The 22,052-nt window shown below is 61.0% G+C and carries 24 protein-coding genes; 20 read left to right on the forward strand and 4 right to left on the reverse strand.

The window, feature by feature from the left end:
- Positions 1 to 192 (forward strand): transposase domain-containing protein (locus AC1DNF_RS03995; protein ID WP_478147251.1); only part of this gene is annotated, 192 nt, incomplete at its 5' end.
- 46 nt (positions 193 to 238) lie between these two features.
- Positions 239 to 1,498, forward strand: a complete 1,260-nt coding sequence (locus tag AC1DNF_RS04000) for a tyrosine-type recombinase/integrase (RefSeq protein ID WP_478147252.1) — start codon at positions 239 to 241, stop codon at positions 1,496 to 1,498.
- 456 nt (positions 1,499 to 1,954) lie between these two features.
- Here AC1DNF_RS04000 and AC1DNF_RS04005 read toward each other — a convergent pair whose 3' ends face one another.
- Both AC1DNF_RS04005 and AC1DNF_RS04010 read right to left on the reverse strand, forming a co-directional pair.
- On the reverse strand, positions 1,955 to 3,016 hold the full coding sequence (locus AC1DNF_RS04005) for a GmrSD restriction endonuclease domain-containing protein (RefSeq protein ID WP_478147253.1): 1,062 nt from the start codon (positions 3,014 to 3,016) through the stop codon (positions 1,955 to 1,957).
- Positions 3,013 to 3,822: a hypothetical protein gene (locus AC1DNF_RS04010; RefSeq protein WP_478147254.1), complete on the reverse strand. Its 810-nt coding sequence runs from the start codon at positions 3,820 to 3,822 to the stop codon at positions 3,013 to 3,015. The genes AC1DNF_RS04005 and AC1DNF_RS04010 overlap by 4 nt, the downstream gene beginning before the upstream one ends.
- Before the next feature lie 837 nt (positions 3,823 to 4,659).
- On the opposite strand from AC1DNF_RS04010, the gene AC1DNF_RS04015 reads away from it, so the two are divergent.
- The 10 genes from AC1DNF_RS04015 (at position 4,660) to AC1DNF_RS04060 (ending at position 12,123) form a co-directional block, all read left to right on the forward strand.
- Positions 4,660 to 4,893, forward strand: a complete 234-nt coding sequence (locus AC1DNF_RS04015) for a hypothetical protein (protein WP_478147255.1) — start codon at positions 4,660 to 4,662, stop codon at positions 4,891 to 4,893.
- 135 nt (positions 4,894 to 5,028) lie between these two features.
- On the forward strand, positions 5,029 to 5,274 hold the full coding sequence (locus AC1DNF_RS04020) for a hypothetical protein (protein WP_478147256.1): 246 nt from the start codon (positions 5,029 to 5,031) through the stop codon (positions 5,272 to 5,274).
- A gap of 218 nt (positions 5,275 to 5,492) precedes the next feature.
- Entirely contained in the window at positions 5,493 to 5,639 is a 147-nt protein-coding gene (locus AC1DNF_RS04025; protein ID WP_478147257.1) for a hypothetical protein, read from the forward strand.
- Positions 5,636 to 6,070 carry a hypothetical protein gene (locus AC1DNF_RS04030; RefSeq protein ID WP_478147258.1) on the forward strand — a complete coding sequence of 145 codons (435 nt, stop codon included), beginning with the start codon at positions 5,636 to 5,638 and terminating at the stop codon, positions 6,068 to 6,070. The genes AC1DNF_RS04025 and AC1DNF_RS04030 overlap by 4 nt, the downstream gene beginning before the upstream one ends.
- A gap of 22 nt (positions 6,071 to 6,092) precedes the next feature.
- A complete protein-coding gene (locus AC1DNF_RS04035) occupies positions 6,093 to 6,494 on the forward strand; it encodes a hypothetical protein (protein ID WP_478147259.1) in 402 nt (133 codons plus the stop codon).
- A gap of 511 nt (positions 6,495 to 7,005) precedes the next feature.
- Positions 7,006 to 7,689, forward strand: a complete 684-nt coding sequence (locus AC1DNF_RS04040) for a hypothetical protein (RefSeq protein ID WP_478147260.1) — start codon at positions 7,006 to 7,008, stop codon at positions 7,687 to 7,689.
- A 470-nt stretch (positions 7,690 to 8,159) separates the two neighbouring features.
- Positions 8,160 to 8,840, forward strand: coding sequence for a hypothetical protein (locus AC1DNF_RS04045; protein WP_478147261.1), 681 nt, complete (start codon positions 8,160 to 8,162; stop codon positions 8,838 to 8,840).
- Between the two features lie 485 nt (positions 8,841 to 9,325).
- Positions 9,326 to 9,823 carry a hypothetical protein gene (locus tag AC1DNF_RS04050; protein ID WP_478147262.1) on the forward strand — a complete coding sequence of 166 codons (498 nt, stop codon included), beginning with the start codon at positions 9,326 to 9,328 and terminating at the stop codon, positions 9,821 to 9,823.
- A gap of 97 nt (positions 9,824 to 9,920) precedes the next feature.
- A complete protein-coding gene (locus AC1DNF_RS04055) occupies positions 9,921 to 10,727 on the forward strand; it encodes a TIGR02391 family protein (protein WP_478147263.1) in 807 nt (268 codons plus the stop codon).
- A gap of 799 nt (positions 10,728 to 11,526) precedes the next feature.
- Positions 11,527 to 12,123, forward strand: a complete 597-nt coding sequence (locus AC1DNF_RS04060; protein ID WP_478147264.1) for a hypothetical protein — start codon at positions 11,527 to 11,529, stop codon at positions 12,121 to 12,123.
- A gap of 1 nt (position 12,124) precedes the next feature.
- Here AC1DNF_RS04060 and AC1DNF_RS04065 read toward each other — a convergent pair whose 3' ends face one another.
- Positions 12,125 to 12,754, reverse strand: a complete 630-nt coding sequence (locus AC1DNF_RS04065; protein ID WP_478147265.1) for a hypothetical protein — start codon at positions 12,752 to 12,754, stop codon at positions 12,125 to 12,127.
- 202 nt (positions 12,755 to 12,956) lie between these two features.
- Between AC1DNF_RS04065 and AC1DNF_RS04070 the strand changes: the two genes are divergently transcribed.
- The 3 genes from AC1DNF_RS04070 to AC1DNF_RS04080 all read left to right on the forward strand — a co-directional run bounded on the left by AC1DNF_RS04070 (position 12,957) and on the right by AC1DNF_RS04080 (position 15,848).
- The gene (locus AC1DNF_RS04070) at positions 12,957 to 13,199 is read left to right on the forward strand and encodes a hypothetical protein (RefSeq protein WP_478147266.1); all 243 of its coding nucleotides are present in this window, start codon (positions 12,957 to 12,959) and stop codon (positions 13,197 to 13,199) included.
- Positions 13,196 to 13,813: a recombinase family protein gene (locus AC1DNF_RS04075; RefSeq protein WP_478147267.1), complete on the forward strand. Its 618-nt coding sequence runs from the start codon at positions 13,196 to 13,198 to the stop codon at positions 13,811 to 13,813. Before AC1DNF_RS04070 ends, AC1DNF_RS04075 begins: the two co-directional genes overlap by 4 nt.
- A gap of 109 nt (positions 13,814 to 13,922) precedes the next feature.
- Positions 13,923 to 15,848, forward strand: coding sequence for an AAA family ATPase (locus tag AC1DNF_RS04080; protein ID WP_478147268.1), 1,926 nt, complete (start codon positions 13,923 to 13,925; stop codon positions 15,846 to 15,848).
- 279 nt (positions 15,849 to 16,127) lie between these two features.
- Here the strand turns inward: AC1DNF_RS04080 and AC1DNF_RS04085 are convergent, their stop codons facing one another.
- Complete coding sequence (locus AC1DNF_RS04085) at positions 16,128 to 16,295, reverse strand: NnrU family protein (RefSeq protein WP_478147269.1); 168 nt, start codon at positions 16,293 to 16,295, stop codon at positions 16,128 to 16,130.
- A 231-nt stretch (positions 16,296 to 16,526) separates the two neighbouring features.
- On the opposite strand from AC1DNF_RS04085, the gene AC1DNF_RS04090 reads away from it, so the two are divergent.
- The 5 genes from AC1DNF_RS04090 (at position 16,527) to AC1DNF_RS04110 (ending at position 22,047) form a co-directional block, all read left to right on the forward strand.
- Positions 16,527 to 17,531: a helix-turn-helix domain-containing protein gene (locus AC1DNF_RS04090; protein WP_478147270.1), complete on the forward strand. Its 1,005-nt coding sequence runs from the start codon at positions 16,527 to 16,529 to the stop codon at positions 17,529 to 17,531.
- 198 nt (positions 17,532 to 17,729) lie between these two features.
- Entirely contained in the window at positions 17,730 to 18,668 is a 939-nt protein-coding gene (locus AC1DNF_RS04095; protein ID WP_478147271.1) for an NAD(P)-dependent oxidoreductase, read from the forward strand.
- A gap of 9 nt (positions 18,669 to 18,677) precedes the next feature.
- Positions 18,678 to 20,036 (forward strand): MmgE/PrpD family protein, encoded by a 1,359-nt coding sequence (locus AC1DNF_RS04100; protein WP_478147272.1) that lies wholly within the window; start codon positions 18,678 to 18,680, stop codon positions 20,034 to 20,036.
- 11 nt (positions 20,037 to 20,047) lie between these two features.
- Positions 20,048 to 20,887: an NAD(P)-binding domain-containing protein gene (locus tag AC1DNF_RS04105; RefSeq protein WP_478147273.1), complete on the forward strand. Its 840-nt coding sequence runs from the start codon at positions 20,048 to 20,050 to the stop codon at positions 20,885 to 20,887.
- Positions 20,884 to 22,047, forward strand: coding sequence for an ABC transporter substrate-binding protein (locus AC1DNF_RS04110; protein WP_478147274.1), 1,164 nt, complete (start codon positions 20,884 to 20,886; stop codon positions 22,045 to 22,047). The genes AC1DNF_RS04105 and AC1DNF_RS04110 overlap by 4 nt, the downstream gene beginning before the upstream one ends.
- The last annotated feature ends 5 nt before the right edge of the window (positions 22,048 to 22,052 follow it).

The following is a 22,052-nucleotide window of genomic DNA, read 5'->3' on the forward strand; positions in this document are numbered from 1 at the left end:
TTGTTCGCCGGCAGCCTGCGAGCGGGCAAGCGCGCAGCGGCGGTCATGAGCCTAGTCCACTCGGCACGCATCAACGGGCATGATCCCTATGCGTACCTGAAGGATGTCCTCGAGCGACTGCCGACCCACCCGGCAAGCCGGATCGATGACTTGCTGCCACATCGCTGGCAGACAGCGTCCACCACGCACTGACCTCCGTGCCCGTCGTCAAGACGGGTTCGCCGGACGCTTACTGAGCGTGAACGACCTTGGCAATGCTGCGTCTTTGGGCCGACTGGATGCCGCCCGCAGGACCGCCGAGGCCACTTGTGATTCGCTAGGCGTGCGAATCGACTGGTCGCTACCCGCCAACCGACCGACGCTGGTGGCAATCCTGCGGGCGCTCTTGGCGGCATGGATTGGCGCGTCTGAGCGGAGCGACGGCAGTCCCGTGGAGACGCCAGCCGTTCCTGCGTCAATCAATGCGACCGCGTTGCCCGCTGCTGCGAGCCCAAGGGCGAAGCCCGCCAAGCCTCAGCATCTGGCCGACGTGCAGCCCCTGTGGATCAAGAAGGCCGGACCGAAGCCCGACAGTATCGAGCGGACCAAGCGTGCCCTTGGACTCCTGGAGGCCAGCGGGCAAAACGTGCCGCTGGGGTCGATGACGAAAGGCCATGGCTTTGCGTTTCAGTCGTACCTCACGGACAAGGAGGCCCGAGGGTTCGGTGGCAAGACCGCGATGAACTATGCGGGTTGCATCGCCGCCCTGTTGCGTATCGCAGTCAAGGCCGACCTCTTAGACAGGAACCCCTGGCCCGACCTGACGGACTTCGAGGTCAAGGACAGCAAGACGCGCGACGCCTTTACGCACGAGGAGCTACAGAAGCTGTTCGGCTCCAAGCTGTTCACCGAGGGCCAGTGGCCCACCGTGCAGAAGGTCGACCCAAAGGACGCCTACTACGGGCTATTGCTGTCGCTGTGGTCGGGCGCTCGCATCAGCGAGATTGCCCAACTTGAGGTCGCTGACGTGATGACCGAGAACGGCATAGACCTGTTCAGCGTCCACGCCGAGGCTGAGGGATCAACGGTCAAGACGGCCGAGAGCGTTCGAAAGGTTCCGGTGAGTGCCGAGTGCATCCGCTTGGGGTTCCTGGAGTTCACCCAGGCCCGCCGAGACGCCGGGGACACCAAGCTGTTCCCATCGTTTCACCGGGAGGGCAAGGTCGCCCCTGGGGACCTATTCTCCGAATGGATGCGCGACTACCGCGCCCAGGTCGGAACCGCTCCCGGTACCTTGAACGGTCATCACAGATTCCGCCACACCATCCGCACTGCACTAGCCGCGCTGCATGTCGGCATCGAAACGGCTGACACCCTCACAGGCCACGCCGCAACGGGCAGCAGCGGACGCCGGGTCTACACGCATGTCGGCGTTTCAACCGTCCAAGAGGCCCTGGGGCGCCTCCACTTCCCGTTCGTCCTATCCCGCGTAGCCTTCCCCGGTTCCCCCGGGACTTAATAACCCTTCCATTTCACCGATAGCCAGACCAATGGACATTTCACAGGCCATGACCATGGCCGATTAAGAGTTTCGTCCCGTGTTCGGCGGAACGAAGATCGAGTACGACCCGAACTAAGAGCATACGAAGCGCGCGAAGCACGGTTGCCGTTCATGCGGAGCTTGAGCGCGTTACGCGGCCCCTCGAATTGCTCCGTATGTTCCCGGCCCCGCCGTTCCTGACTGGGCGCGAGCGGGTTCCTTTTCGTTGTGTTCGCACGTCGCGCCCCCCACAGGCGCAGCGTATCCATAGACCTATGCCATGTGCCACTCCAGGGGATCTCGGTTGAGCCAATACCGTGCGATGACGTCGGGGCATGACGCCATTGAGCCAATTTGCCACCTGTCCTCTCTCAGCGGCCCGCGCAGCCCTTCCTGATCATGAGTTGCAATAAGTGCAAACCATCTAGGGGAAGACTAACGAGGCATCGGGCGCTCTTCTAACCCGATTGCGCGTCTAAGAGCAGCATGTCTCAGTATTCGACTTTGCTTATCCGAAGCGGCACGGGAAACGGCCGAAGCGTACTTCCGGACATCTTCGTCGACTTCTTGAGCTTCTTCTTCCAGCGCAAGCAGAGTCGACACACGCTCCCCAAACGACGCAATCGCATGGGAATATTTTTTCCGGACATCGCTAGGCCAGGGGAACTCAGGGGCGTAGTCCAGTAGCACAAGGAACAGGGAGTAGAAATCGGATTTCTTTCTCCACCTCGACACCCCATGGCCTATCAATTGGCGAATTTCCGCCGTTGTCGCTCTGAAGATCTTTGTCATTTCATCTTTGGCCTCAAAGGACTCTTCATACATTTGATAGTACTCATCAAGCTTATCCTTCTTGTTTTGAGGGCCATGAAGATAAGCAGCAGCCAATTCGCTGATGTACTCATGATCGATCATCCGTCGATGATCATTTGCAGTGAATAAACCGAACTCAGCCCAAAACTCATCACTATCAGCGATATTTTGGATGCATCTAATGAACTCACCCCAATAAGTTGCGTTCCGGAGTTCTTGTTCGTTCAGCGCCACTACATTGCGGTTTAACCGAGCGAAAATCTTTCGGAGTTCGGGATCATTCATTTCTGGCAGAATTCGAACAACAAATTTGTAGCCATAAATTACTTGCTTTTGAGCTGGACTTAGCTTCTCAAAAGACAGCCCTTTCCATTGACCGTCAATCTCATCGCCTTGCAGTTTGTAACTGTTTTGAAGAAATTCCAAACAAGCGCGAATCCGTTGCTGCCCATCGACCACAATATGTCGCTCATCCCCATTTGTATCTACTTCGTCAACCATATATAGTTCAGGGATTGGGAGGCCCTGCAAAATAGTGTCGATAAGATAAGCTTTCTGCTGCGTTGTCCACACCGGATTGCGTTGAAATGGCGCCGCCAATTGCAATTCACTCCGATCGCTCGCTTTAACGAACCATGTGACTGTTCGATGGGTGGTATGCAAATAATTTTCCAACTTGCTCATTTCTCTATCTCCTCAGTGACTGGTGATTCATCGGGTTCAGGCTGCGCCAGCAGTGCACGCAAAGAATTAACGCTACCCATCTGGTAGCCTCTTAGAGACTCGAAGTCTCGGTAAATCCTCAATTTCACATCCCTGCCCGACGTTGGGTCTATTCGCCCCATGTAATCTAACGCCCTCTGCCACTCTACACCAAATGGCAGAAGCGACAGCACTTGGTCGGTGGCTATAGATCCATCAAAGATGTAGCCTGCCCTGTGCTGATTAAAGGCCTTTGTTCTTGCCCTTGAGGCACCGCCAAACAAGGGGTTGTATCGGCGAAGCGTCCACCAAGCCATATCAAAGTAGTGCCTACTAATTACACCGACGTCCAGATCTGATTCTGCCCCAAAGGCTTTAAGCAATTTTCTTGGATTGAGACTAAACCCAACGGAACCGCTTCCCGTCAACACGATTTCCCTCGGATCAACGTCCAGCTGTTTGGCCAAGTTCGTTTTCCAAGCAATCCAAGCCTGCATGTTGCCGTCGAACACGAACGGGACTGGCTCAAGAACGTACCTGGAGACAAAGTCAGATGGCTCTAATGTCAGGAGCGTTGTCCGAAGTTGCTCAATGCTTGCGAAATGGGAGTTTGCTGGAATCGTTGCAGTAGGGGCAGGTATGGGGTATCGCTCTTGGACTTCAGGCTCGTCGTCGTCGCTGATTACCGATTCGCCGTCCTGCGAGGTTTTGCTCGAGTCAGGCGCTTCATCGGACCTAGCGAGATCAGTTGCCGCCTCAAGTCGCGGGCCGGTGCTATCGAGGGTCACCTTCCGACCTATCGGCGCAGACGTGGCTGCCCCCGGTCTAAGTAGGCCTTGCGCGATCAGGTCGTCTCTCAAAGACAAGATACTTGCCCTCCTGTTTTGTGTGCGGCGATGGTACCGGGCCGCCTCTGGTGCCATCGAGATCGACGACGTTCCGTGGTTCGTGGGTACCGCGACCGCTGTCGATGACCCGTACCGTTAAAGCGGTGGAGAGTGAGACCCAGCCCGATTCGGCAGCTGGGATGTCGCTGCTCAAGGTATCCAAGCTGATCGGCCATGCCAACGTGAAGATGACCGAGAAGTAGCCCACCTGAGTCCGAACGCCACGGGACGCGAGGCAGCCAACGTGCTGGATGCAATGCACGCGATTAGACACCCACAGGGTTTAGACGCTAACGCTTCGGCGCCGGGTTCCATGAAAGTGACGGAGGGTGAGACCCTACCGAATCGACTGAGCAGCCCCCGAGGTCGTTTCGAATAAGCCCATACAGGTTGAAGACCCTAGCGGCAAGTCGCCGCACGTACTCGACGCCACCGGGGAGTCCGATGGACTCAAATCAAACCAGCACAGAGTGAGAGCCTACCGGATCGCCGGGGGCAAAAGTAAGGTAGCGGAGAGTGAGACCCTATCGCTTCACCCCTGCTTCCATGAAGGTGGTGGAGAGTGAGACCGTAAGCCCTGCGCTCCTCCTGCGGTCATGAAGGTACTTGAGGATGATGACCCCAAGTCCCGCGCCCTCCTGCGAACCCAAGGCCTCCCAGGGCCGCACCACGCGCGGCAGCGCGAGCCAGACAACACCTGACCCGCCTAGATGGCGGTTCACAACCTACACCCGTCATATGCTGATCACCACAAAAGCCTGCCGAGTCTGCGGCGCCATGCACACCGGGTCTCACGGCGATCTCAAGGCGCATTTCTATGCACGCGCCGATGACTCGCGGAAGCTCTTCAATACCTGCCGTCCGTGTCACAACAAGGTGACTGGCGAACGCATCAAACGCGCATACCGCCGAAACAAGGCTGTACGTCTTGCCGCCCTGGTCCAGAGCATGACCAACGCGCGGACTCTTTGAGTCTCCCGGGGCTCCTTCGGCGCCCTCCCCTTTTTCGATAGAAACGGCTCCCGCATGACCGCCTGAATACGCATGCGAGACCGACGAATACCGACGAGCAGCCGGCAACTTCGCTGCTCAACCCTTGAACCACCCATGAACAAGAGCTACCCCGGCCTCAGCGCCGAAAACTACGCCATCGCACCGACTCACGGGAAGATCACCCACGTCGCGATCCATCGCATCGCCGGAGTCGTCACGGCAATCGGCCTCGACAACGAACGCCTGTCCGAGGACCTTGGGCAGCAGCATGCAGTGCCCGAAGGCGTGATCCCCGAGATTGGCAAGTGCCTCGCTGGCATCGAGATCAAGCGCAACGTGTTCAACGGCGAGCCGATCTGAACGGCCTGACGCAGACTCGGGCCGAGGCCGCAGCGCGGCAAGCCCGACTCATTGAGGCACTGGATGAGGTCGCTACAGGCCTTGCCGCGTATGCGATCACAAGGGCAACAGCGACCGCTAAGTTGCACGCGGCTCTCGCCCTACGGCATCGGGATCAGAGGCTTCAACAGCCGCCGCCGACCATCAATGAGCGCCGAGGCTTTGGCTATGGCGCCGTATTGGAGCGCATCGCATTCGACTTCTCAGGCATCGCGCCGATCACGGACCACATCGCGCTGCTGGCCGACATCGTCGCGGAACTGAAGGCGGGGCTTCCGAGCTTTCTGTCTACCCATTCATTCACACCAACCCACCAATCCACATGACCAAGCCCCAACCCTCGAAGGCGCAAGCCATCCACACCGCCAGCGACGCGCCGGGCGGCTATCTGCCGTCCGATCAACTCAACCGCGCGAACACCTTTGCGCTCATGCGCCTCGCGCTCGAAGCCACTCTGACGGGTGATCGCAACGCAGTGCTTACCGCCGTGCGCGAAGCCATCGCGGACTATGCGCCCGAGTTCAGCGGCCATCGGGACGCACTGGCGCGGTCCGTCGTCCTCGCTGAGGCTACCGGGCGCTTCCGCGACCTGGAGACCGCCGTCGCCGCAAAGGTCAGCTTCTTCGCCCATGCGGAATCCGCTACGTTGGGCGCGGCACCGAGGCGCCCAGACGCCACGCAGATTCACGCAGCCGCGTTGGCCCTCGCCAACAAAGCCAAGGCGGAGCAGCACCGTGTCCGCTTCAGCAACTATTGATTCCCCTCCCCGAAAGATTTGGATGAGCTACACCGTCTATACCCTGCCCAATGGGGCCACGACCAACGACTACAACGCCTTCAAGGAAGCGCAGGCTAGCCACATCGCTGCACAAGCAGCATTCGATGCCCGCTTTGGAGCAGCCTTGGCAACGCCGGAAGGTCGTCGTGCTGCCGTTGAGGCCATGCGGGCCGGGGCCTCACAGCCCTTGTCCTTCACGGTCACGCCCGCTGCACCGAAATACAAGAGCGGTCTCTCGGAGGCCGAGGTCGAGCGCCGCGTTGACGCTGCATCGAATGGCGTCACGAATCGCCATGGCGCTGAGGTCTTCGAAGTGCCCTCAAGCGCCCCGCAAGTGGTGGCCGACGCGCTGCCATTGGGTTACACGCGGGTTAACTTCTTCGGTGGCAAGCCGCAGCAGTGAACACGCTCCCAGGACGTAAGCCACGAACGCCAGCACAGGCAGCAGCTGATGCGCGGCTTCGAGCCCGTAAGGCTGCAATTCGTGAGGCGCGAGCCGCAGAGCGGCAGGCCGAGTGCAGCCGCATTCAGGCCGCCCGCGATGAACTCAATGCAGAGCGCATAGCCAGTGGCAAGAAGCCTCTGGACTTTGACGCACAGCCAGAGTGGTTCAAGACCCTCCGATGACCCGCCCAGCGTCCCTAGGAATACCTGGGGGCGCTGGGCTTGTTTCCTCCCGGCGCTCACCTACCTTGAAGTCCTGAGCTTGCTCAGGCACCCGCATGCGGCCCTTCGGGGCTGTCCCTTCTTCTTACCCGATTCCAATGGCCCAGATTCACCGCTTCCAATCGGGCACGCTGCCCCGGTCACGACTCTGTAAGCCCGCGCACATTCCCGAGGGACACAAGTGGTGTCCTGGCTGCGCCGCCGTCCTGGGGGTGGTGGCATTCGGTCCTGATCGGTCACGCCCTCCGTTGTTCCTGCAAGGCCGATGCCGGGTATGCGTATCCACCGCCAATAGCAGGCGCAAACCCAGCGTGCCCACGTGCGAGCAATACGCCGCCAAGCTGGCAGAGGCCGTCGAGGACCACGCGCAGATATTCGCGATACCTTGCGACGTGTCGGCGCAAATGCTGCTGCCTTTCCCACCTGTCTGCGTCCTGACCCTGGATGACCTGATCGAGGGCGATGCGCCCCAGGCGCCTTCCCTGGCAATGCTGGTGGATGGTCCTGGATTCACCGAGGAAAACACTGTCGTTGTCAGCGCCCGTGCTCGCCGTCGGCACCAAGTCATCGGGGCCAAGGCCATCCGGGAGCACCTTGGCAATGCCGACGTTCTGCCGACGCTGACCGTGGCGACCCTGATCGATGCCTTGTTTCGCCACAACCGACTGACGTGGGATGCCGAGGCTTCCGCCGTGGTGTCCGAGATTGACACCGTGACTACTGGGGCCGAGGGATTCCTTGAGATTCCCCCGGACGGGCGGAGAGCCAAGGATGTATGGACGGAGGCAGGGATGCGCCAGAACTGGGCCGCCCTGATCGACGAGAAGCCATACAGCCGACCCTTTGCGAGCACCGAGCAATTCAGCCAGTACATCGGCTGGGATAGGGCGAGGGCTGCGCAAAGCGTGAGCCATGCACCCGCATTTGTGTAAACGCGACCGACTTCAAATTTGGCGCCGGAATGTTTGTGTAAGCGCCGGAACCCGCATGGATAAAGGCTCCGCGAAACGATGCCTATACACATGGTTTTCTGCAATGGCGAAGCCGAGCGTCTGACGCTGGCGAAGCCTCGGACCTACATGCCGACCGACTGGCTGAGCCAAGTGGCCTGAAGCATCACAGACGACGGGCATGCATCCCTCGTGTTGCTCCACTTGATCATCTTCAAGGATGAGCCAGCTTCTAGCTTGGCTGAGCCCAGAGGTGGCTATCGCCCCCGTGATCGATGAATGCATTTGTGGCTCGACCCTTGGCATAAGGCCACGTCCACACAAGGCCGCCCAAAGAGCACGCCATGCCCCGCCCTGGCTTGTCCTTGGCCTCATCGGCTCGCGCCGAACATCCCGCGCCTTGAAGCCATCGGCGCAAGTCGCCATGAGCAACTAACAACCAAGATTCAACAATGACCGAACACCAATGCGAAACCGAAGAGATCGAAGTGCCCGCCTTCCTGGCTGACCCGAAGGTCCTTGCTTACCTTGATGGAACCGATGCCGACTTGAGCCGCCTCGTGCTGGAAGAGGATGGAATGCTGTGGGCTTACTCGAAGAGAGACCCCGGCGCACTGTGCCGATGCCCGCTCCTGGACTTGGTCGCTGTAGCTTTCCCTGCCTACGCCACGGCGCCTGAGCCCGTCGCAGCACGCTCCACACTCTGGGCCGCTGAACCGCCGCCCACCGCCAAGCCCAAGACAAGGGCGAAGCCGACGCCCCTGGCAATCCCGAAGACGGGCGCAGCAAGAGGCCTGTTGGCCTCCCTGAAACACGGAGGCGACCGCCGCCCCTGGATCGTCATCAATGGTGAGCGCCAGCGCTGTCCCAAGCCCGCCGTCGATGGTGTCTCCGTCAAGGTGGCCCTGGTGACCGAAGGAACTCTGACAGGGTTCGTGGTCCTGGATCGCGGCGCGTTCAATCTCCTGGGAAGGAGCCCAGACCGCCTCGATACGCTCATGTTCAACATGCTGGGTGGCGAGGTCACAACCCGCGTTCGCCGCGAGCCTGGAGCACCCTATGCCGCGCCACTGGCTGCACTGCTGGCTGACCTTGGCAGCGAGGCCCGCGTGACGGTCATGGAGGCCGCGTGAGCACCGAGGGCCGCTGTGCCATGTGTGGCGACGTGAAGCCAGCCGGAACGTTCTACAAGCATCCCAAGAACCTCAATGGTCTGCAGTCCCGTTGCAAGACATGCATGAAGGCAGCATATGACGCCGACGCTCCCAGGCGGATCGAGTACAACCGCCAGCATCGCTGGGAGGACCAACGCGTCCGCATGGCATCGGGCGCACGTCGAGCCGACAAGGCCGCTGGCCGGGAGTCGCACATCGAGGCGAAGCATATCGTCGTCCCCGAGTTCTGCCCGGTTACCGGGGAGCCCATGTGGCATTCCGTGAAGACAGCGGCGCAATGGTCTCCGTGTCTGGTGCGAATCGACAAGACCCTAGGTTTTGTCCAGGGGAACTGGAGAGTGGTATCCGCGAACTCAATTGTCGGGGGAGGCCGACGGGGCGGGCAAACCCGAATCCGCTGACGCATCGGCATACTCGCCACAAAGCAAATCGAGGTACACAAGATGGCAGCGTTTTGGTTCGTGCTCGTCGTGGCGGCAGCTTGGCTAGTTTGGAAAGCCAGCAGTCAACGCAACGATTCGCCGAGAGCCTCCCCAAAGCGCGCGTCACAGCGGGCCGCCGCTCAAAGCGAAAATTTTGCATGGCCGAGCCTCGGGCGATTCGACTTTGAGGTTGTTGGGGAGTCTCACTGCCAAGACGCCTTGCGTCGTTTTGCGGGGGACCACGGCACAGCGAGCGCAGAGACGCAGTGCGTCGCTGAACTCCATCTGGACAGCCTGAACGCTCATGACAAATCAGCGGTCGAGGTGCGGGTCCAGGGCGAGCGTGTCGGCTTCCTGTCCCGCAATAATGCTCGGAGCTTCCGACGCCGACTAGGCGCCAAGAAGCTCGGGGGTCAACGCACCTATTGCGATGCAATGATCGTCGGAGGGTGGACAGATCACGGGGGCGAGAAGAAGCACTATGGCATTCGCCTCGACATGAAGCCATTCGATGACTGATTGTGGCGGAGTCAGTTGACTCGAATGGGATCGCTGAGGCCCAGGTGAGCCCCCGAGGCTCGTCCGTCACAATAGCGCGACAACAACTGGAATGATTATGGTGACGCGCAAAAGTGTTTCAGCCCCGACCCCGCAGCCGGCGAATCTTTCCTTGCAGCAAATGACGGCCGCAATCCCGAAGCTTCAGCGGCGTCTCGCTGAACTGAAAGGCGTAGACCTGACTTCGATTCGAGAGCGCAGCGCCCCTCAAATGAAGGCGCTACAGCAAAAGCTCGACGACACTTTGGTAGACATCTTCGGCAACGAGTCTTTTGAATACAGCAAGTACCGCGTGTCCTCACTGGATGCAGGCTCGATGTTCGCGGGATTGGACGGTCACGGACCATCTCAGCACGAGATTCAAGCCGGGTACCGGGATGGTGTAGACCGCGTCATCTCAACTGTCGAAACAATCATCGAGCTGTTTCAAGAAAAGTTAGGTGACTCGGGGGAAACAGCAGGTGGGCGAGCGCTCCGCACGCTCGAAAATCTTGACCTACACCCCGAGATCGATGACGCATCTACTGAATTATTCAAGGGCGGCCATTATGCCAATGCCGTCGAGGATGCATGCAAGGTTCTCGACATGTTGGTTCAGCTTCGCAGCAAGCGAAATGACATCTCAGGCACTGATTTGATGCAGACCGTTTTCAGTCCAAAGAATCCCATACTCAAGTTCAATGCACTTCAGACGGACACTGATCAAAGTGAGCAGCGCGGCATGATGAATCTCTACGCAGGCGTCATGCTTGCATTCAGAAATCCGAGGGCACACGGGCTTGTCGATGACGAGGCGACGAACGCTCTGGAAATCATTGGCCTCGTCAATTTCTTGGCGAAGAGCCTAAGTCGCGCCAAGCGATAGTCGGTCTCAGCGCCGAGCCGCTTAAAAGCTTCCCAAATATTCCTGACACATCCTTCGTCGCGCGCGCACAGGAATCCCCCCCTACGCCCCCCTCGGCCCGTTCCAGGCGCACATCGGCCTGTATGGGAGCGGAGAAGGCACGGCAGCCCCCGGGCGCCGAGGATGCAGGGGCCAGCGCTGGGAGGTCATAGGCGCCAGCGCCACACCATCCCCCCACAGTCATACACCGATGGACCTGCGTTCCCCAATGGAGGAAGGCTTGGGGCCAGCGGATTGGGAAAACGATGGCCCATCCTGGGGGCCTCCGGGCTTCATCTTGATGCCTTGGTATGCGCAGGGGGCGGCCCGACCTCAAGCGCCTGAGGCTTGCAAAGATGGACCCGTGAATCCTTAACTGTGTCATCTGGGTATACCGCAGACAGCCGAGCAGCCATCGGCCTGGAGCGCGTCAACAAGTCCGGCCACCCTGGGTCGGCGTCACCTTTCCAGCCCCATCTAGAGCCCTGCTGGAATCCCCGGGGAGTCGCTGGGGTCGCACTGGAACCTCAGGACCGGCCACGTCGCAGCGCCCTCCACGGAAGCCAAGGAGACCTTGGGGCGGTCAGCCGACTGAGCCCTTGAAGCGCAGACCTGCGCACACGCAAGCCGCTCCGCGCCAATGGGTCACGCGAAAGCTACAGGAGAGGCCACGCAGACCCTCTCGAGACCTTCCCAGTCCCTCGGGCCTCCCTGGGAATCCTCCGGTCTCAGGCGCCTCCAAGGCCCCACGATCAGCGCCCACAGCACTCGCTATCCCACCATGTCACGACACAAGCCAACACCCTTTCATGCCGATCCTCGATTGAACCGGCGTCACATCGACTTACTGCCCACGCATCGACAGTGCCCGCGTTGCACCAAGGTCCTGCTGCTCGACGCCCTGCACTTCTACGAGGATCGCAACCGACACGCGTGGAACCTGAGCCGCTACGGGACCACATGCAAGCCCTGCAGCATTCAAGCTGATGCCGAGCGCCGAGCTTCCCGCAGACCAGTAGTGAACGCCCAGGCACGACAGCGCAGCGCCCTGCTCAAGTCCAATATGCGAACCGCCGCCTACGTCTACAGCTCGCAGTGGAAAGCAACCAAGGAGCAGAACGACGCGGCAGCCGCAGACCGCAAGACCCGCATGGCTTGGGCACGGCGGCAGTTAAATCGGCTGCGCGGGCCTTACGTCGATCCCGTTAAGGCGTTGATCCGGGCCAACCAAGCGGCAGCCGCAGAGAAGCGGCGAACGTCGCATGAGGACGCCGCACCTCCTGAGCCCATGAACGCGGAGCAGCGGGACCACTTGGCACTCCTGGAGGCCCTGAGGGCGAAGCATCACCTGCAGGCCGGGACCGTGTCCAATCCTTAGACTAGCCAGCGCTCAGCTGAGCGCACATTTGCGCATAGAGCGTTTCGTAGTTATCAAACCGATGAACCGTTTGTATGGTCATCGTCTTGTTTTCAAGAACGAGCGTTTGAATCTCACCCCCGATGAATACTCTTTGCTCCGAGGGAAGCGCTTCATCTGAATCCCTCTGTTTCCTCATGAGGCGAACGAAGTCGTCCGGGAATGACTCGACCGTGGCGCCTTGAACTGGTGGCTTTATACGGAGACCATATTCAAGGCGTTCTGACGCGAAATCGTCCGCAGACCTATAGGCAAAGCCAACGTACCGGGATTCCTGTTCGGAGTATCCAACGTGATACACAGTTGTAGTCTGGGACTCGTCCAGACCAAACTGGCGCCCCAGTTCCTGGAGAACCGGCTGCGTGAACGCGTCTAGGTGGTGCATGTCGCGGGCCACGAAGCGGTCCAGTCTGACGAACCACTGAGTGGCAAGGTCCCCTATGCCGGTGGCAAACATCGCGCCGTGCAGGTGGGGGAGCGGATAGAACTTTGTCGTAAAAAAGACGGGCTTCCGCGTTTCCTGCGACATTGCCAGAGTGTCAGTGGCGACGATGACTTGAGCGGGGCCGATGTTGAAAATCACAGCAGTCATGTCGGAGAAGCCTGTTTAGCACGGAGCCTTTCATTCTGTCAGCAAAGCCATCCTGGCCTAGTTGCCGCTGGAGTTAACCGCCTGAGTGACGAGCGATGCAGCGAGATTCGTTGTCATGCGACAGAAATCTCTAGATGTTGTTGACGCGAAGCAATGACACCCTCAGAATCAAAAACTCCAACAATTTCTGGACATTGATGACATGACCCACCGACTGATCACCACCCTCTCCAGCCCTGCCGGTCGCCATTCGGCCAAGGTCTACCAAGACCCCAAGACCGCTGGCTTTCTCAGCGTCTTCTATTTCGATGGAGTCGCGCACCGTTACGCGGATGCGTTCACCGAAACGGAGTCGGAAGCCCTCGAAGAGACGACCCTGTCGCTCCGGGTCGCCGATGAAATGCACGCGGACCTGCTGGCTCGTGCCGCCTCGGCTCAGGCATGACCACCTACGCCTACATTCGAGTCTCGACGGTCGAGCAGAACGAGGCCCGCCAAGTCGAGGCCCTGAGCGGACGCGCCAAGCGGACCTTCACCGACAAGGCCAGCGGCAAGGACACCAACCGCCCCGCCCTGCAGGAACTGCTGGCGACCGTGAAGGCGGGCGACACCATCGTGGTAGCGAGCATGGATCGCTTCAGCCGGTCTCTCATGGACCTCCAGAAGACCGTGGAGGACCTTGGGACTCGCGGAGTCTCCGTGGAATTCGTGAAGGAGGGACTGAAGTTCGCCCCAGATGGCACGGACCCGATGGCGAGGCTGATGATGCAGATCATGGGTGCCTTCGCTGAGTTCGAGCGCACGCTGATCCGTGAGCGCCAACGCGAGGGCATCGCGGCCGCAAAGGCTGAGGGCAGATACATGGGTCGCAAGCCAGTCTTTGATGATGCGAAGACTGCCAAGCTGGTGGAGTACATCCAGCGGGGCATGACGCCAATGGAGATTTCAAGGCAGATGGCCCCCATCTCACGAGCGTCCATTTACAACAAGCTGGCCGAACTTGGCATCCGAAAGCGGGCAACGTATACGAACATGCAGGGCAACAGTTTGCCGGCGTGATCCTATCCGTCCAAAGGACTTACGTTTTCCTCTGGGCCGTCTTCCCTGAACACCATGCCGGCAAGCCATAGCCGGTAGACTTCGCCCTACTTCAAGCAAGGCCAAAAACGTGCGAATTCAATACATCAAGATCAACTCTTGGCGGCACTTTGAACAGATCGAACTTCGAATACCTGACAACGCCCCCATCATCTGCATTGTCGGCGGCAATGGAACAGGCAAAAGTCAGATCTTAGAACTGATAGCGGCGTGTGCGCAGCGCATTGGCTTGTCGCCCGGGTCCGAATCTTCCAGGGGCGATCCCTTTAGTGATCAAGCTGATTTTGAGATCAGGTTTTTTATCTCACCCGGGGCAGTGCCCGGACTAGACCTAGAAGGACACATCTCCTTGCCGAACCATCCGGCTGAGCACTGGGATCGGACACTGACAATCAGTAAGGGGCTAAGCCAACCGCAGAAAATAGTTGCGGGCGGCTTTTTGACAGAGTCCGACGGCATTCAAATCGCTGCCTTGGTAGTGCAGACACTTACTAGCAGCGCATCAATTCACTATCTTTCGCTAGATGCTGATCGCGCCTATCCAAAGATTCAGGTTCCTGTTCATGAGCTTGGGCAAGCATTTGAAAGGGATTGGGATACGACTTCAAAACAAAGCTCGTATCGCATTACCCGAAATCTGTATGAGGAATGGTTTCGCTATTTGATTGGCAAAGAGAATCGCGACAACAACAACCACATTCAAAAAATTCGATTAGCAAGGGATTCCGGCACTGCCGAACCCACATTCATTGATCAGTTTGAACCCTATAAAACGTCAATTAAACAGGTGCTGCCTCATTTGTTATTTGTAGGCATTGATCCAACCAAAAGAGAGATTAAATTTGATTCAACTGGCATTCCTCTATCTTTTGACCAACTTAGTGGTGGAGAGCGAGAGATCGCCTTCTTGGTTGGCCAAATCGAAAGGTTTGGCTTAAAAAAAGGACTCCTCCTCGTTGATGAACCCGAGCTCCATCTAAATTACGATCTATTGAGAAATTGGATTGGCTTTCTAAAGAGCAGTGTTGAACAAGGGCAGATCTGGCTCGCGACTCACTCACTAGAAGTGGTCGAAGTGACGGGCAAAGATGCCACCTTCTTATTAGAAAGGGACGCTGCTACAAGACGTGTAAGAAGCGCGACCTCACTTTCGAGCCAGCCGGTTGTGTCTACTCTATCTAGAGCAGTAGGCTCGCCGGCTTTTTCGATTGCGAATCTTTCATTTGTATTGATAGAGGGGGAAGAGGAAATTGGGGAAAGGGAGCGATTTCGTCTCTTGTGTAGAGTCGCACCGCACGTGCGGTTTATTGAGTCCGGGTCGTGCAAACAAGTCATACAGCGTAAACGTGGACTGGAAGAGCTTGCGGCCGCGTCTGATCAGGCGTTGCGAATTGGCGCAGTTGTAGACGGCGATTTTCGGTCCACACAAGATAAACAAGCACTCAGTGATCAAGGGCTTTTTGTATTGAGTGTTCACGAGATCGAGAACTTCTATTTGCATCCCCCAACCCTGCGTGAATTAACACAATCGCTGGGCCGCGATCCAAATCTAATTGAGGATCTCATTCGAACAACAGCTGATAGTCGAGCGGGCGCATACATTTTCGATGCGGCGCGCACCGATAAGGCGTTCGCCGACTATCCGCCAGCACCCAAAGCAACCCGGGAACTAGTTCACAGGCTGACATGGGAAGATTTTCAAGATCCGATCACGCAAAGTTCTCACATTGCAAGTTCTTATAAGAACCTCAATACTGAACAAGCTCAAATGCTCACTCGTCACCTAGTCACCCAGGCAGCAATCTATGGTCGAAAACGGGGCGAAGACATTTGGAAAGTGTGTGAGGGGAAAGAAGTGTTTCACGCGATCACGGGCTCATTGGGTCTTTCTGATGATGACGCAGCAGAACGGGCTATAGCTGCCCTCTGGGCTCGTCGTCCGGACTTAGTCCCTCATGAGTTGACCCTCCTTAGAGACTACATTGCAGTGCTTTGAGCGATTCAAGCTCCGCGAGTTATGCACTGACTGCGGTTAAGCTTGCGGCTCGTTGTGTGTACCAGCCCTGTGTACCGCTCCGACAGCCGATGGTCAGTTCTCCAATGGAGAGCGCGCGACGGACGTGGGTTCGATCCCCTCCGGGCAGGCCACCCTCTACAGGGGGCGCCAGCATCCAGGTGCATTCCGGAATAGCGTGCCGATACGCCCGTCAGCCAAGTGCGGGCCCAAAACAGGAAACCGACGTAGACCAGCAGGCCACCTGCGAGCGCCGCGATGTCATCGAAGGCACTCGATGGAGCTCCAGGCACACCGTGGCAGCGCGTATGTGCCTTTCCAAACCCGCTCGCCCCATCGCTCGACCTGCGCATCGCGCCAGGCGAGCGCGACGATCGACACGGAGTGAATACCGAAGAACAGGATGAGGCCGACCACAAGCAGAGACATGCGAACTACCTCCGGGGGTCATCGCGGACCGCAGCGGTCTTTGAATGTGAGCGCGCTGCGTCAGCGAGGACGCAAAGGGATTCCGGGCCGTGACGCATCGTCCGGATGCCGAGCCATCGGCCTTTGGTGCAGGTCGACCCGGCATGAAAGGCCAGCCTGTTAAGCTTTTGCGCAAGAGCCGACCGGCCGGCCTCGCGGCGGGAGCACCGCCCGAGGCGATTGGAGACCCGAATGAATTTTCCCCGGAGCCTACCGGATTCCCACATCTCGCCGCCGGCTCCGCCGACCTCCAGAGCCTTCGAACCCGAACCGCTGAGCACCACTGTCTTCAGCCGCTGGGGCGAGACGATGTCGTCGAAGATCCTCACGCTGCAAGCCCAGAACCTCCAGCCTTCCGAGCATTTTTCGGGGCAGGCCTGCATTGCGCGATTTCATCGCTGCGTGGTGGCGGATATCCGCTGCAGCGCGCACCGCGTCATGCGCACGCGCGCCCTGGCGGCGGTGGACCAGGACCGCTACTTCAAGGTGATCTGGCAGATCCAGGGTCGCAACCTGATCGAGCACAACGGCCACTCGGTGACCATCGATCCAGGTCAATGGACGATCTACGACACCTCGCATCCCTACACGGTCGATACCTCGGACGGGTCGCGCTTCATGGTGCTGCTGGTGCCGGTGTCCGAGATGGGCCGCTGGAACCCGGGCATCGAGTTCGTCACCGGCAAGGTTCTGCCGACGCGCGGCACCGCCGAAATCGCGCGCTCGGCGCTCGCGGGCATGCTGTCCGGCTTCGTCGAACTCGAACAACAGGGCGCGATCGTGATGCAGGACTCGATCAGCGCGCTGATCGGCACAGCGGTGGCGCAGATCCATGGCAACTCGCCGTTGCAGGAAGGCGCGATCTCCCAACGGCTGCAGAAGGTGCAAGCCTTCATCGAAAGCCGGCTCACCGACCCCGAACTGGGTCCCGAAGTAGTGGCGCGCGAATGCGGCATGTCGCGCCGCAGCCTCTATGCGGCCTTCAATGCGCTGGGCCAGACGCCCAACAGCTACATCATGAATCGCCGCCTGGCCGTGGCGGCGCAGCGGCTGCTCGCGCAGCCGGCGCACACGACCATCACGCAGGTGGCCTTTGAACTCGGCTTCTCGGATGCGGCGCATTTCTCGCGCGTGTTCAGCGAGAAGTTCGGCCAGAGCCCGAGCCGCTGGCGCAGTCAGCAGGTCGCGAGCCGCTGACGCGAGCACGCGCGGGCCGGCTCGCGTCGGTCTCAGGGTAAACACCCGGGCGCTTGTGCACAGCCAGCCAAGGTGCCGCATCGGCATGCAAGCCCGTTCGCCCTGCTTTTCATAACCTCGATCCATCGTTCAACGGGGCTCGGAAATGACTGGCGCATCGCCAGCATCTTGCTCCGTGAACCTGATCTCGAGGACCTCATGGAAACAGCTGGCAAGAGTTTGAATGTGGGCTTCATCGGCCTGGGCGTGATGGGATCGCCGATGGCAACGCACCTGGCGCACGCCGGTCACCGCCTGACGCTCAACGACGCGAACATGGAAGTCGCGCAGGAACTGGCGCGCACGCTCGGCGGCGAGGCCGGTGCGGTGGCGACGCCGAAGGAAGTCGCGGCCCGCAGCGACATCGTCATCACGATGCTGCCCAACGGCGAAGTGGTGCAGACGGTAGCGCTCGGCGAGAACGGCCTCCTGGCCGGCTGGCGGCCCGGCACTCTGTTGCTCGATACCTCTTCTTCGCAACCCTGGCTGACCCAGCAGACCGCGAAGAAGCTTGCCGCGGCCGGCATCGCGATGGTCGACGCCCCGGTTTCAGGCGCGCAATGGGGCGCGCAGGAGGCCACGCTGGTCTTCATGGCCGGCGGCGCGGCCGAGGACATCGAGCGCGTCCGTCCCTTGCTCGACCGCATGGGTACATCGGTGTTCCACTTGGGCGAGCTGGGCTGCGGCCATGCCATGAAGTGCATCAACAACCTGATCACGGCCATGACCTTCAGCGCCACTTGCGAAGGCCTGGCGATGGGCAAGCGCTACGGCCTCGATCCGGCCGAGATGGTGCGCGTGCTCAACGTTTCCACCGGCATGTCGTGGATCAGCAAGACCCACATCGAGAAGCGGATCCTGAGCCGCGCCTTCGATGATCCCTTCAAGCTCGATCTGATGCTCAAGGACATCGGCATCGCCAACGCGCTGGCGCGCGAGACCGAAACCTCGGCGCCGATCTCGGCGCTGGGTCAGCAGCTGTGGATGGCGGCTTCGCGCTTCGCCGGGCCCGGTGCGAGCGTGAGCGAGCTGGCCCGCTGGGTCGAGCAGCAGTCCGGCACGGTGATCGAGCCCGGCGCGACGCCGCGCCGGGCCTGAGGAGGCGCGATGAAGCTGGAGCGCCGACTCGCCGATTTCGTCGTCACGCTGCGCGCGGACGAGGTGCCAGAGGATGCGCGCCGCATCCTGCGCTGGATGGTCATGGCGGTGACCGGCACCGGCATCGCGGGCGCGGCCGAGGACGGCATCGAGGCCCTGCGCGAGGTGCTCACCGACTCCGGCGGTGCGCCGCAGGCGACCACGCTGGTCTATGGCGATCGCCTGCCCGCGAACGCCGCGGCGCAGTTCAACGCCACGATGTGCCGTGCGCTCGACTACTGCGACGCGATGGCGCCCGGCCCGCACATCGGCTCGGCCCTGCTGCCGGCGGCTTTCGCGGCCGCGGAACTGGCAGGCGGCTGCAGCGGGTCGGAATTTCTGGCCGCGCTGGCGGCCGGCGCCGAGCTGAGCTCGCGGCTCAACCTCAGCGAAGCCCAGTACGACGGCTTCGATCCCACCGGCATTGCGGTCGTGTTCTCGGCCGCCGCGGCCGCCTCGCGCATCCTCGGGCTCACGAGCGAGCAGACCCTGCATGCGCTGGCGCTGGGCTTCAACCGTTGTGGCGGCAGTTTCCAGAGCCATGTCGACGGCTCGCTGGGCGTGCGCGTCGTGCAGGGCTGGGTTGCGCAGGCCGGCGTGCAGTGCGCCGAGTTGGCGCGCCGTGGCGTCACCGGCCCGGTCAATTTTCTGTCGGGGCACTACGGCTACAGCCACCTTTACGGCCGCGGCACGCTGGACCTCGACGCTGTCGGCGAAGGACTGGGCACGACCTGGCGCCTGCACCGCGTGGTCTTCAAGAAATACCCGAGCTGTGGCGTCACGCAGGGCGTGACCGAACTGGCACTGTCCCTGCTCAAGGACGGCCTCTCGGCCGAAGACCTGCGCGCGGCCGAAGTGCGCTTGCCGCCCTATGCCTTCCGGCTGGTCGGCAAGCCCTTCGATCCGGGCACCAACCCGCGCGTCGACGGCCAGTTCAGCGCCGCCTACTGCGTGGCCAATGCCTTCGCGCGCCGCTCGTCGAAGCTCGCGCACTTCGCGCCCGAGCAGGTGCTCGATCCCGCATTGCGCACGCTGATTGACCGTATCACGGTCGTGCCCGATGCCGCGCTCGATGCGCGCGGCCACACCGCGGTCGACCTCACGGTCCACACCCACGATGGCCGCAGCCTGAAGCGATCGCTCGACATCGCACCGGGCTTTCCGGGCGCCGACCTCGACGAGACGCAGCACCGCGCGCGCTTCGAGGACTGCCTGGCCTATGCGCCGCGACCCATTGCCGCAGAGCGCATCGAGCAATACCTGCAGGCGCTGCACGCGTTGCCCGAAGTGGCCGACGTGCGCAGCCTGATTCCGCTGCTGGTCGCCTGATGGACGCGGGCATGACCGGCTCCGGCACGCCGGCCAGCACCCCAGGCGTCACGGTCGGCTTCGATGGCCTCGGTGGCGTGGGGTGGGCGCTGGCGTCCACCCTCGCACGCGCCGGCCACGCGCTGGTGGTGCATGACGACGACGCCGCGCGAGCCCGCGCCTTCGCACAGGAGTTCCGGTGCCGCGTGGCGGACGATCTGGCCGCGCTGTCGGCGCTTGGCCTGTTGCTCTTCGCACCGCCGGGCTTCGCGGCACGCGAGCGGATCGCGTCCGTCTCGCAAGGCCTGCGCGCGGGTGCGATCGTGGTCGACCTCGGCGACGCCTCTCCCACTTTCACCCGCAGTCTCGGCGCACAGCTCGCGCAGCGTGGCATCGCGCTGATTGACGCACCACTGTGCGGCGGCGCGCAGGGCACCGATGCCGCTGCGATCGTTCACGGCTGCGACGACGACTCCGCGCTCGACGTCGCGCTGCCCGTACTGCGCGCACTGGGTCGCGAGCTCGTCGCCGGCGGCGCGCTTGGATGCGGCCAGGCACTGCGCCTGGTCGAGGCACACGTGCATGCCGAGTTGCTTGCGGCAAGTGCCGAAGCGCTTCTGGTCGGCGACCGCATCGGGCTCGCGCCCGCCGGCCTTCGCGCCCGTATCGCGGCCGCGATCCGCCGCGGCGCCGATCCCGATGCGCTCAACCAGGCCGCAACCTCGGGCCGAGGCCTTGCGACCGGACTGGCGCTCGGACTGTTCGTCCAAAGCCGTGCCGGCCAGCTGCCAGAGCCTTCCCCGGCGCCGGGCCTCACGCGCCTGCTCATCGAATTCACCACCCCCCTCAACGACAAGGAGACAATCCAGTGAAAAGAATCCCCGCGCGCCTTCGCGACTGGGCGCTTGCCATCGCCCTGCCCCTGGGCTTCTCGATCCCGGCGCAGGCGGCCGATCCGATCCGCATCGGCTCCGTGCTCTCGATCACCGGAGCGGCTTCCTATATCGGCGACCCCGAAGCGAAGACGCTCAAGCTCTACGCCGACCAGATCAACGCCGCCGGCGGCGTGCTCGGCCGGCCGATTGAACTGGTCACCTACGACGACGCAGGCGATGCCAACAAGGCCCGCACCTTCGCCCAGCGCCTGGTCGAACGCGACAACGTCGTGGCAATGGTCGGCGGCTCCACCACCGGCACGACGATGGCGATGATCCCGGTGTTCGAAGCGGCCAAGCTGCCCTTCATGTCAATCGCCGGCAGCGTGAACATCATCGAACCGGTGCGCCAGTACGTCTTCAAGAGCCCGCACACCGACCGCATGGGCTGCGAGCGCGTGTTCTCGGACATGAAGAAGCGCAACTTCACGTCGATCGCACTGATCGCCGGCACCGACGGATTCGGCACCTCGATGCGCGAGCAGTGCCTCAAGGTGGTCGACAAGTACGGCATCAAGATCCTGATCGACCAGACCTACGGCGCGCAAGACACCGACATGACGCCGCAATTGGCCAAGGTCAAGGCCACGCCGGGCGTGCAAGCCATCCTCAACACCGGCGCCTCGGGCCAGGGCCCGGCGGTGCTGACGCGCAACTACGGCCAGCTCGACATGAAGAGCATCCCCCTCTACCAAAACCCCGGCGTGGCGTCCAAGAGCTACATCGAGCTCTCGGGCGCTGCAGCCGAAGGCGTGCGACTGCCGGCTGCTGCCCTGCTGGTGGCCTCGAAGCTGCCTGCCAACGATCCGCAGAAGCCGGTGGTGACAGGCTACATGGCGGCCTACGAGAAGGCCACGGGTCAGCCGGTCTCCACTTTCGGCGGCGGCGCCTACGACGGCCTGATGATGGTGGTCGAGGCGATCAAGCGCGCCAACAGCGTCGATCCCAAGAAGATCCGCGACGCGCTCGAGCAGACCCGTGGCTTCGTCGGAACCTCGGGCGTGGTGAACATGACGCCGATGGACCACCTTGGCCTCACGGTCGAGGCCTTCCGGATGCTCGAGGTCAAGAACGGCGACTGGCTGCTGATCGACTGACGAAG

Source organism: Variovorax sp. 01T432 (genome assembly GCF_056398605.1).

What these genes read in the sequence shown, in the direction of transcription:
- AC1DNF_RS04005 (WP_478147253.1), bottom strand. Translation starts at nt 3,016, where the DNA reads ATGAGCAAGTTGGAAAATTATTTGCATACCACCCATCGAACAGTCACA.
- AC1DNF_RS04015 (WP_478147255.1), top strand. Translation starts at nt 4,660, where the DNA reads ATGCTGATCACCACAAAAGCCTGCCGAGTCTGCGGCGCCATGCACACC.
- AC1DNF_RS04020 (WP_478147256.1), top strand. Translation starts at nt 5,029, where the DNA reads ATGAACAAGAGCTACCCCGGCCTCAGCGCCGAAAACTACGCCATCGCA.
- AC1DNF_RS04030 (WP_478147258.1), top strand. Translation starts at nt 5,636, where the DNA reads ATGACCAAGCCCCAACCCTCGAAGGCGCAAGCCATCCACACCGCCAGC.
- AC1DNF_RS04035 (WP_478147259.1), top strand. Translation starts at nt 6,093, where the DNA reads ATGAGCTACACCGTCTATACCCTGCCCAATGGGGCCACGACCAACGAC.
- AC1DNF_RS04045 (WP_478147261.1), top strand. Translation starts at nt 8,160, where the DNA reads ATGACCGAACACCAATGCGAAACCGAAGAGATCGAAGTGCCCGCCTTC.
- AC1DNF_RS04050 (WP_478147262.1), top strand. Translation starts at nt 9,326, where the DNA reads ATGGCAGCGTTTTGGTTCGTGCTCGTCGTGGCGGCAGCTTGGCTAGTT.
- AC1DNF_RS04055 (WP_478147263.1), top strand. Translation starts at nt 9,921, where the DNA reads ATGGTGACGCGCAAAAGTGTTTCAGCCCCGACCCCGCAGCCGGCGAAT.
- AC1DNF_RS04060 (WP_478147264.1), top strand. Translation starts at nt 11,527, where the DNA reads ATGTCACGACACAAGCCAACACCCTTTCATGCCGATCCTCGATTGAAC.
- AC1DNF_RS04065 (WP_478147265.1), bottom strand. Translation starts at nt 12,754, where the DNA reads ATGACTGCTGTGATTTTCAACATCGGCCCCGCTCAAGTCATCGTCGCC.
- AC1DNF_RS04070 (WP_478147266.1), top strand. Translation starts at nt 12,957, where the DNA reads ATGACCCACCGACTGATCACCACCCTCTCCAGCCCTGCCGGTCGCCAT.
- AC1DNF_RS04075 (WP_478147267.1), top strand. Translation starts at nt 13,196, where the DNA reads ATGACCACCTACGCCTACATTCGAGTCTCGACGGTCGAGCAGAACGAG.
- AC1DNF_RS04085 (WP_478147269.1), bottom strand. Translation starts at nt 16,295, where the DNA reads ATGTCTCTGCTTGTGGTCGGCCTCATCCTGTTCTTCGGTATTCACTCC.
- AC1DNF_RS04090 (WP_478147270.1), top strand. Translation starts at nt 16,527, where the DNA reads ATGAATTTTCCCCGGAGCCTACCGGATTCCCACATCTCGCCGCCGGCT.
- AC1DNF_RS04095 (WP_478147271.1), top strand. Translation starts at nt 17,730, where the DNA reads ATGGAAACAGCTGGCAAGAGTTTGAATGTGGGCTTCATCGGCCTGGGC.
- AC1DNF_RS04100 (WP_478147272.1), top strand. Translation starts at nt 18,678, where the DNA reads ATGAAGCTGGAGCGCCGACTCGCCGATTTCGTCGTCACGCTGCGCGCG.
- AC1DNF_RS04105 (WP_478147273.1), top strand. Translation starts at nt 20,048, where the DNA reads ATGACCGGCTCCGGCACGCCGGCCAGCACCCCAGGCGTCACGGTCGGC.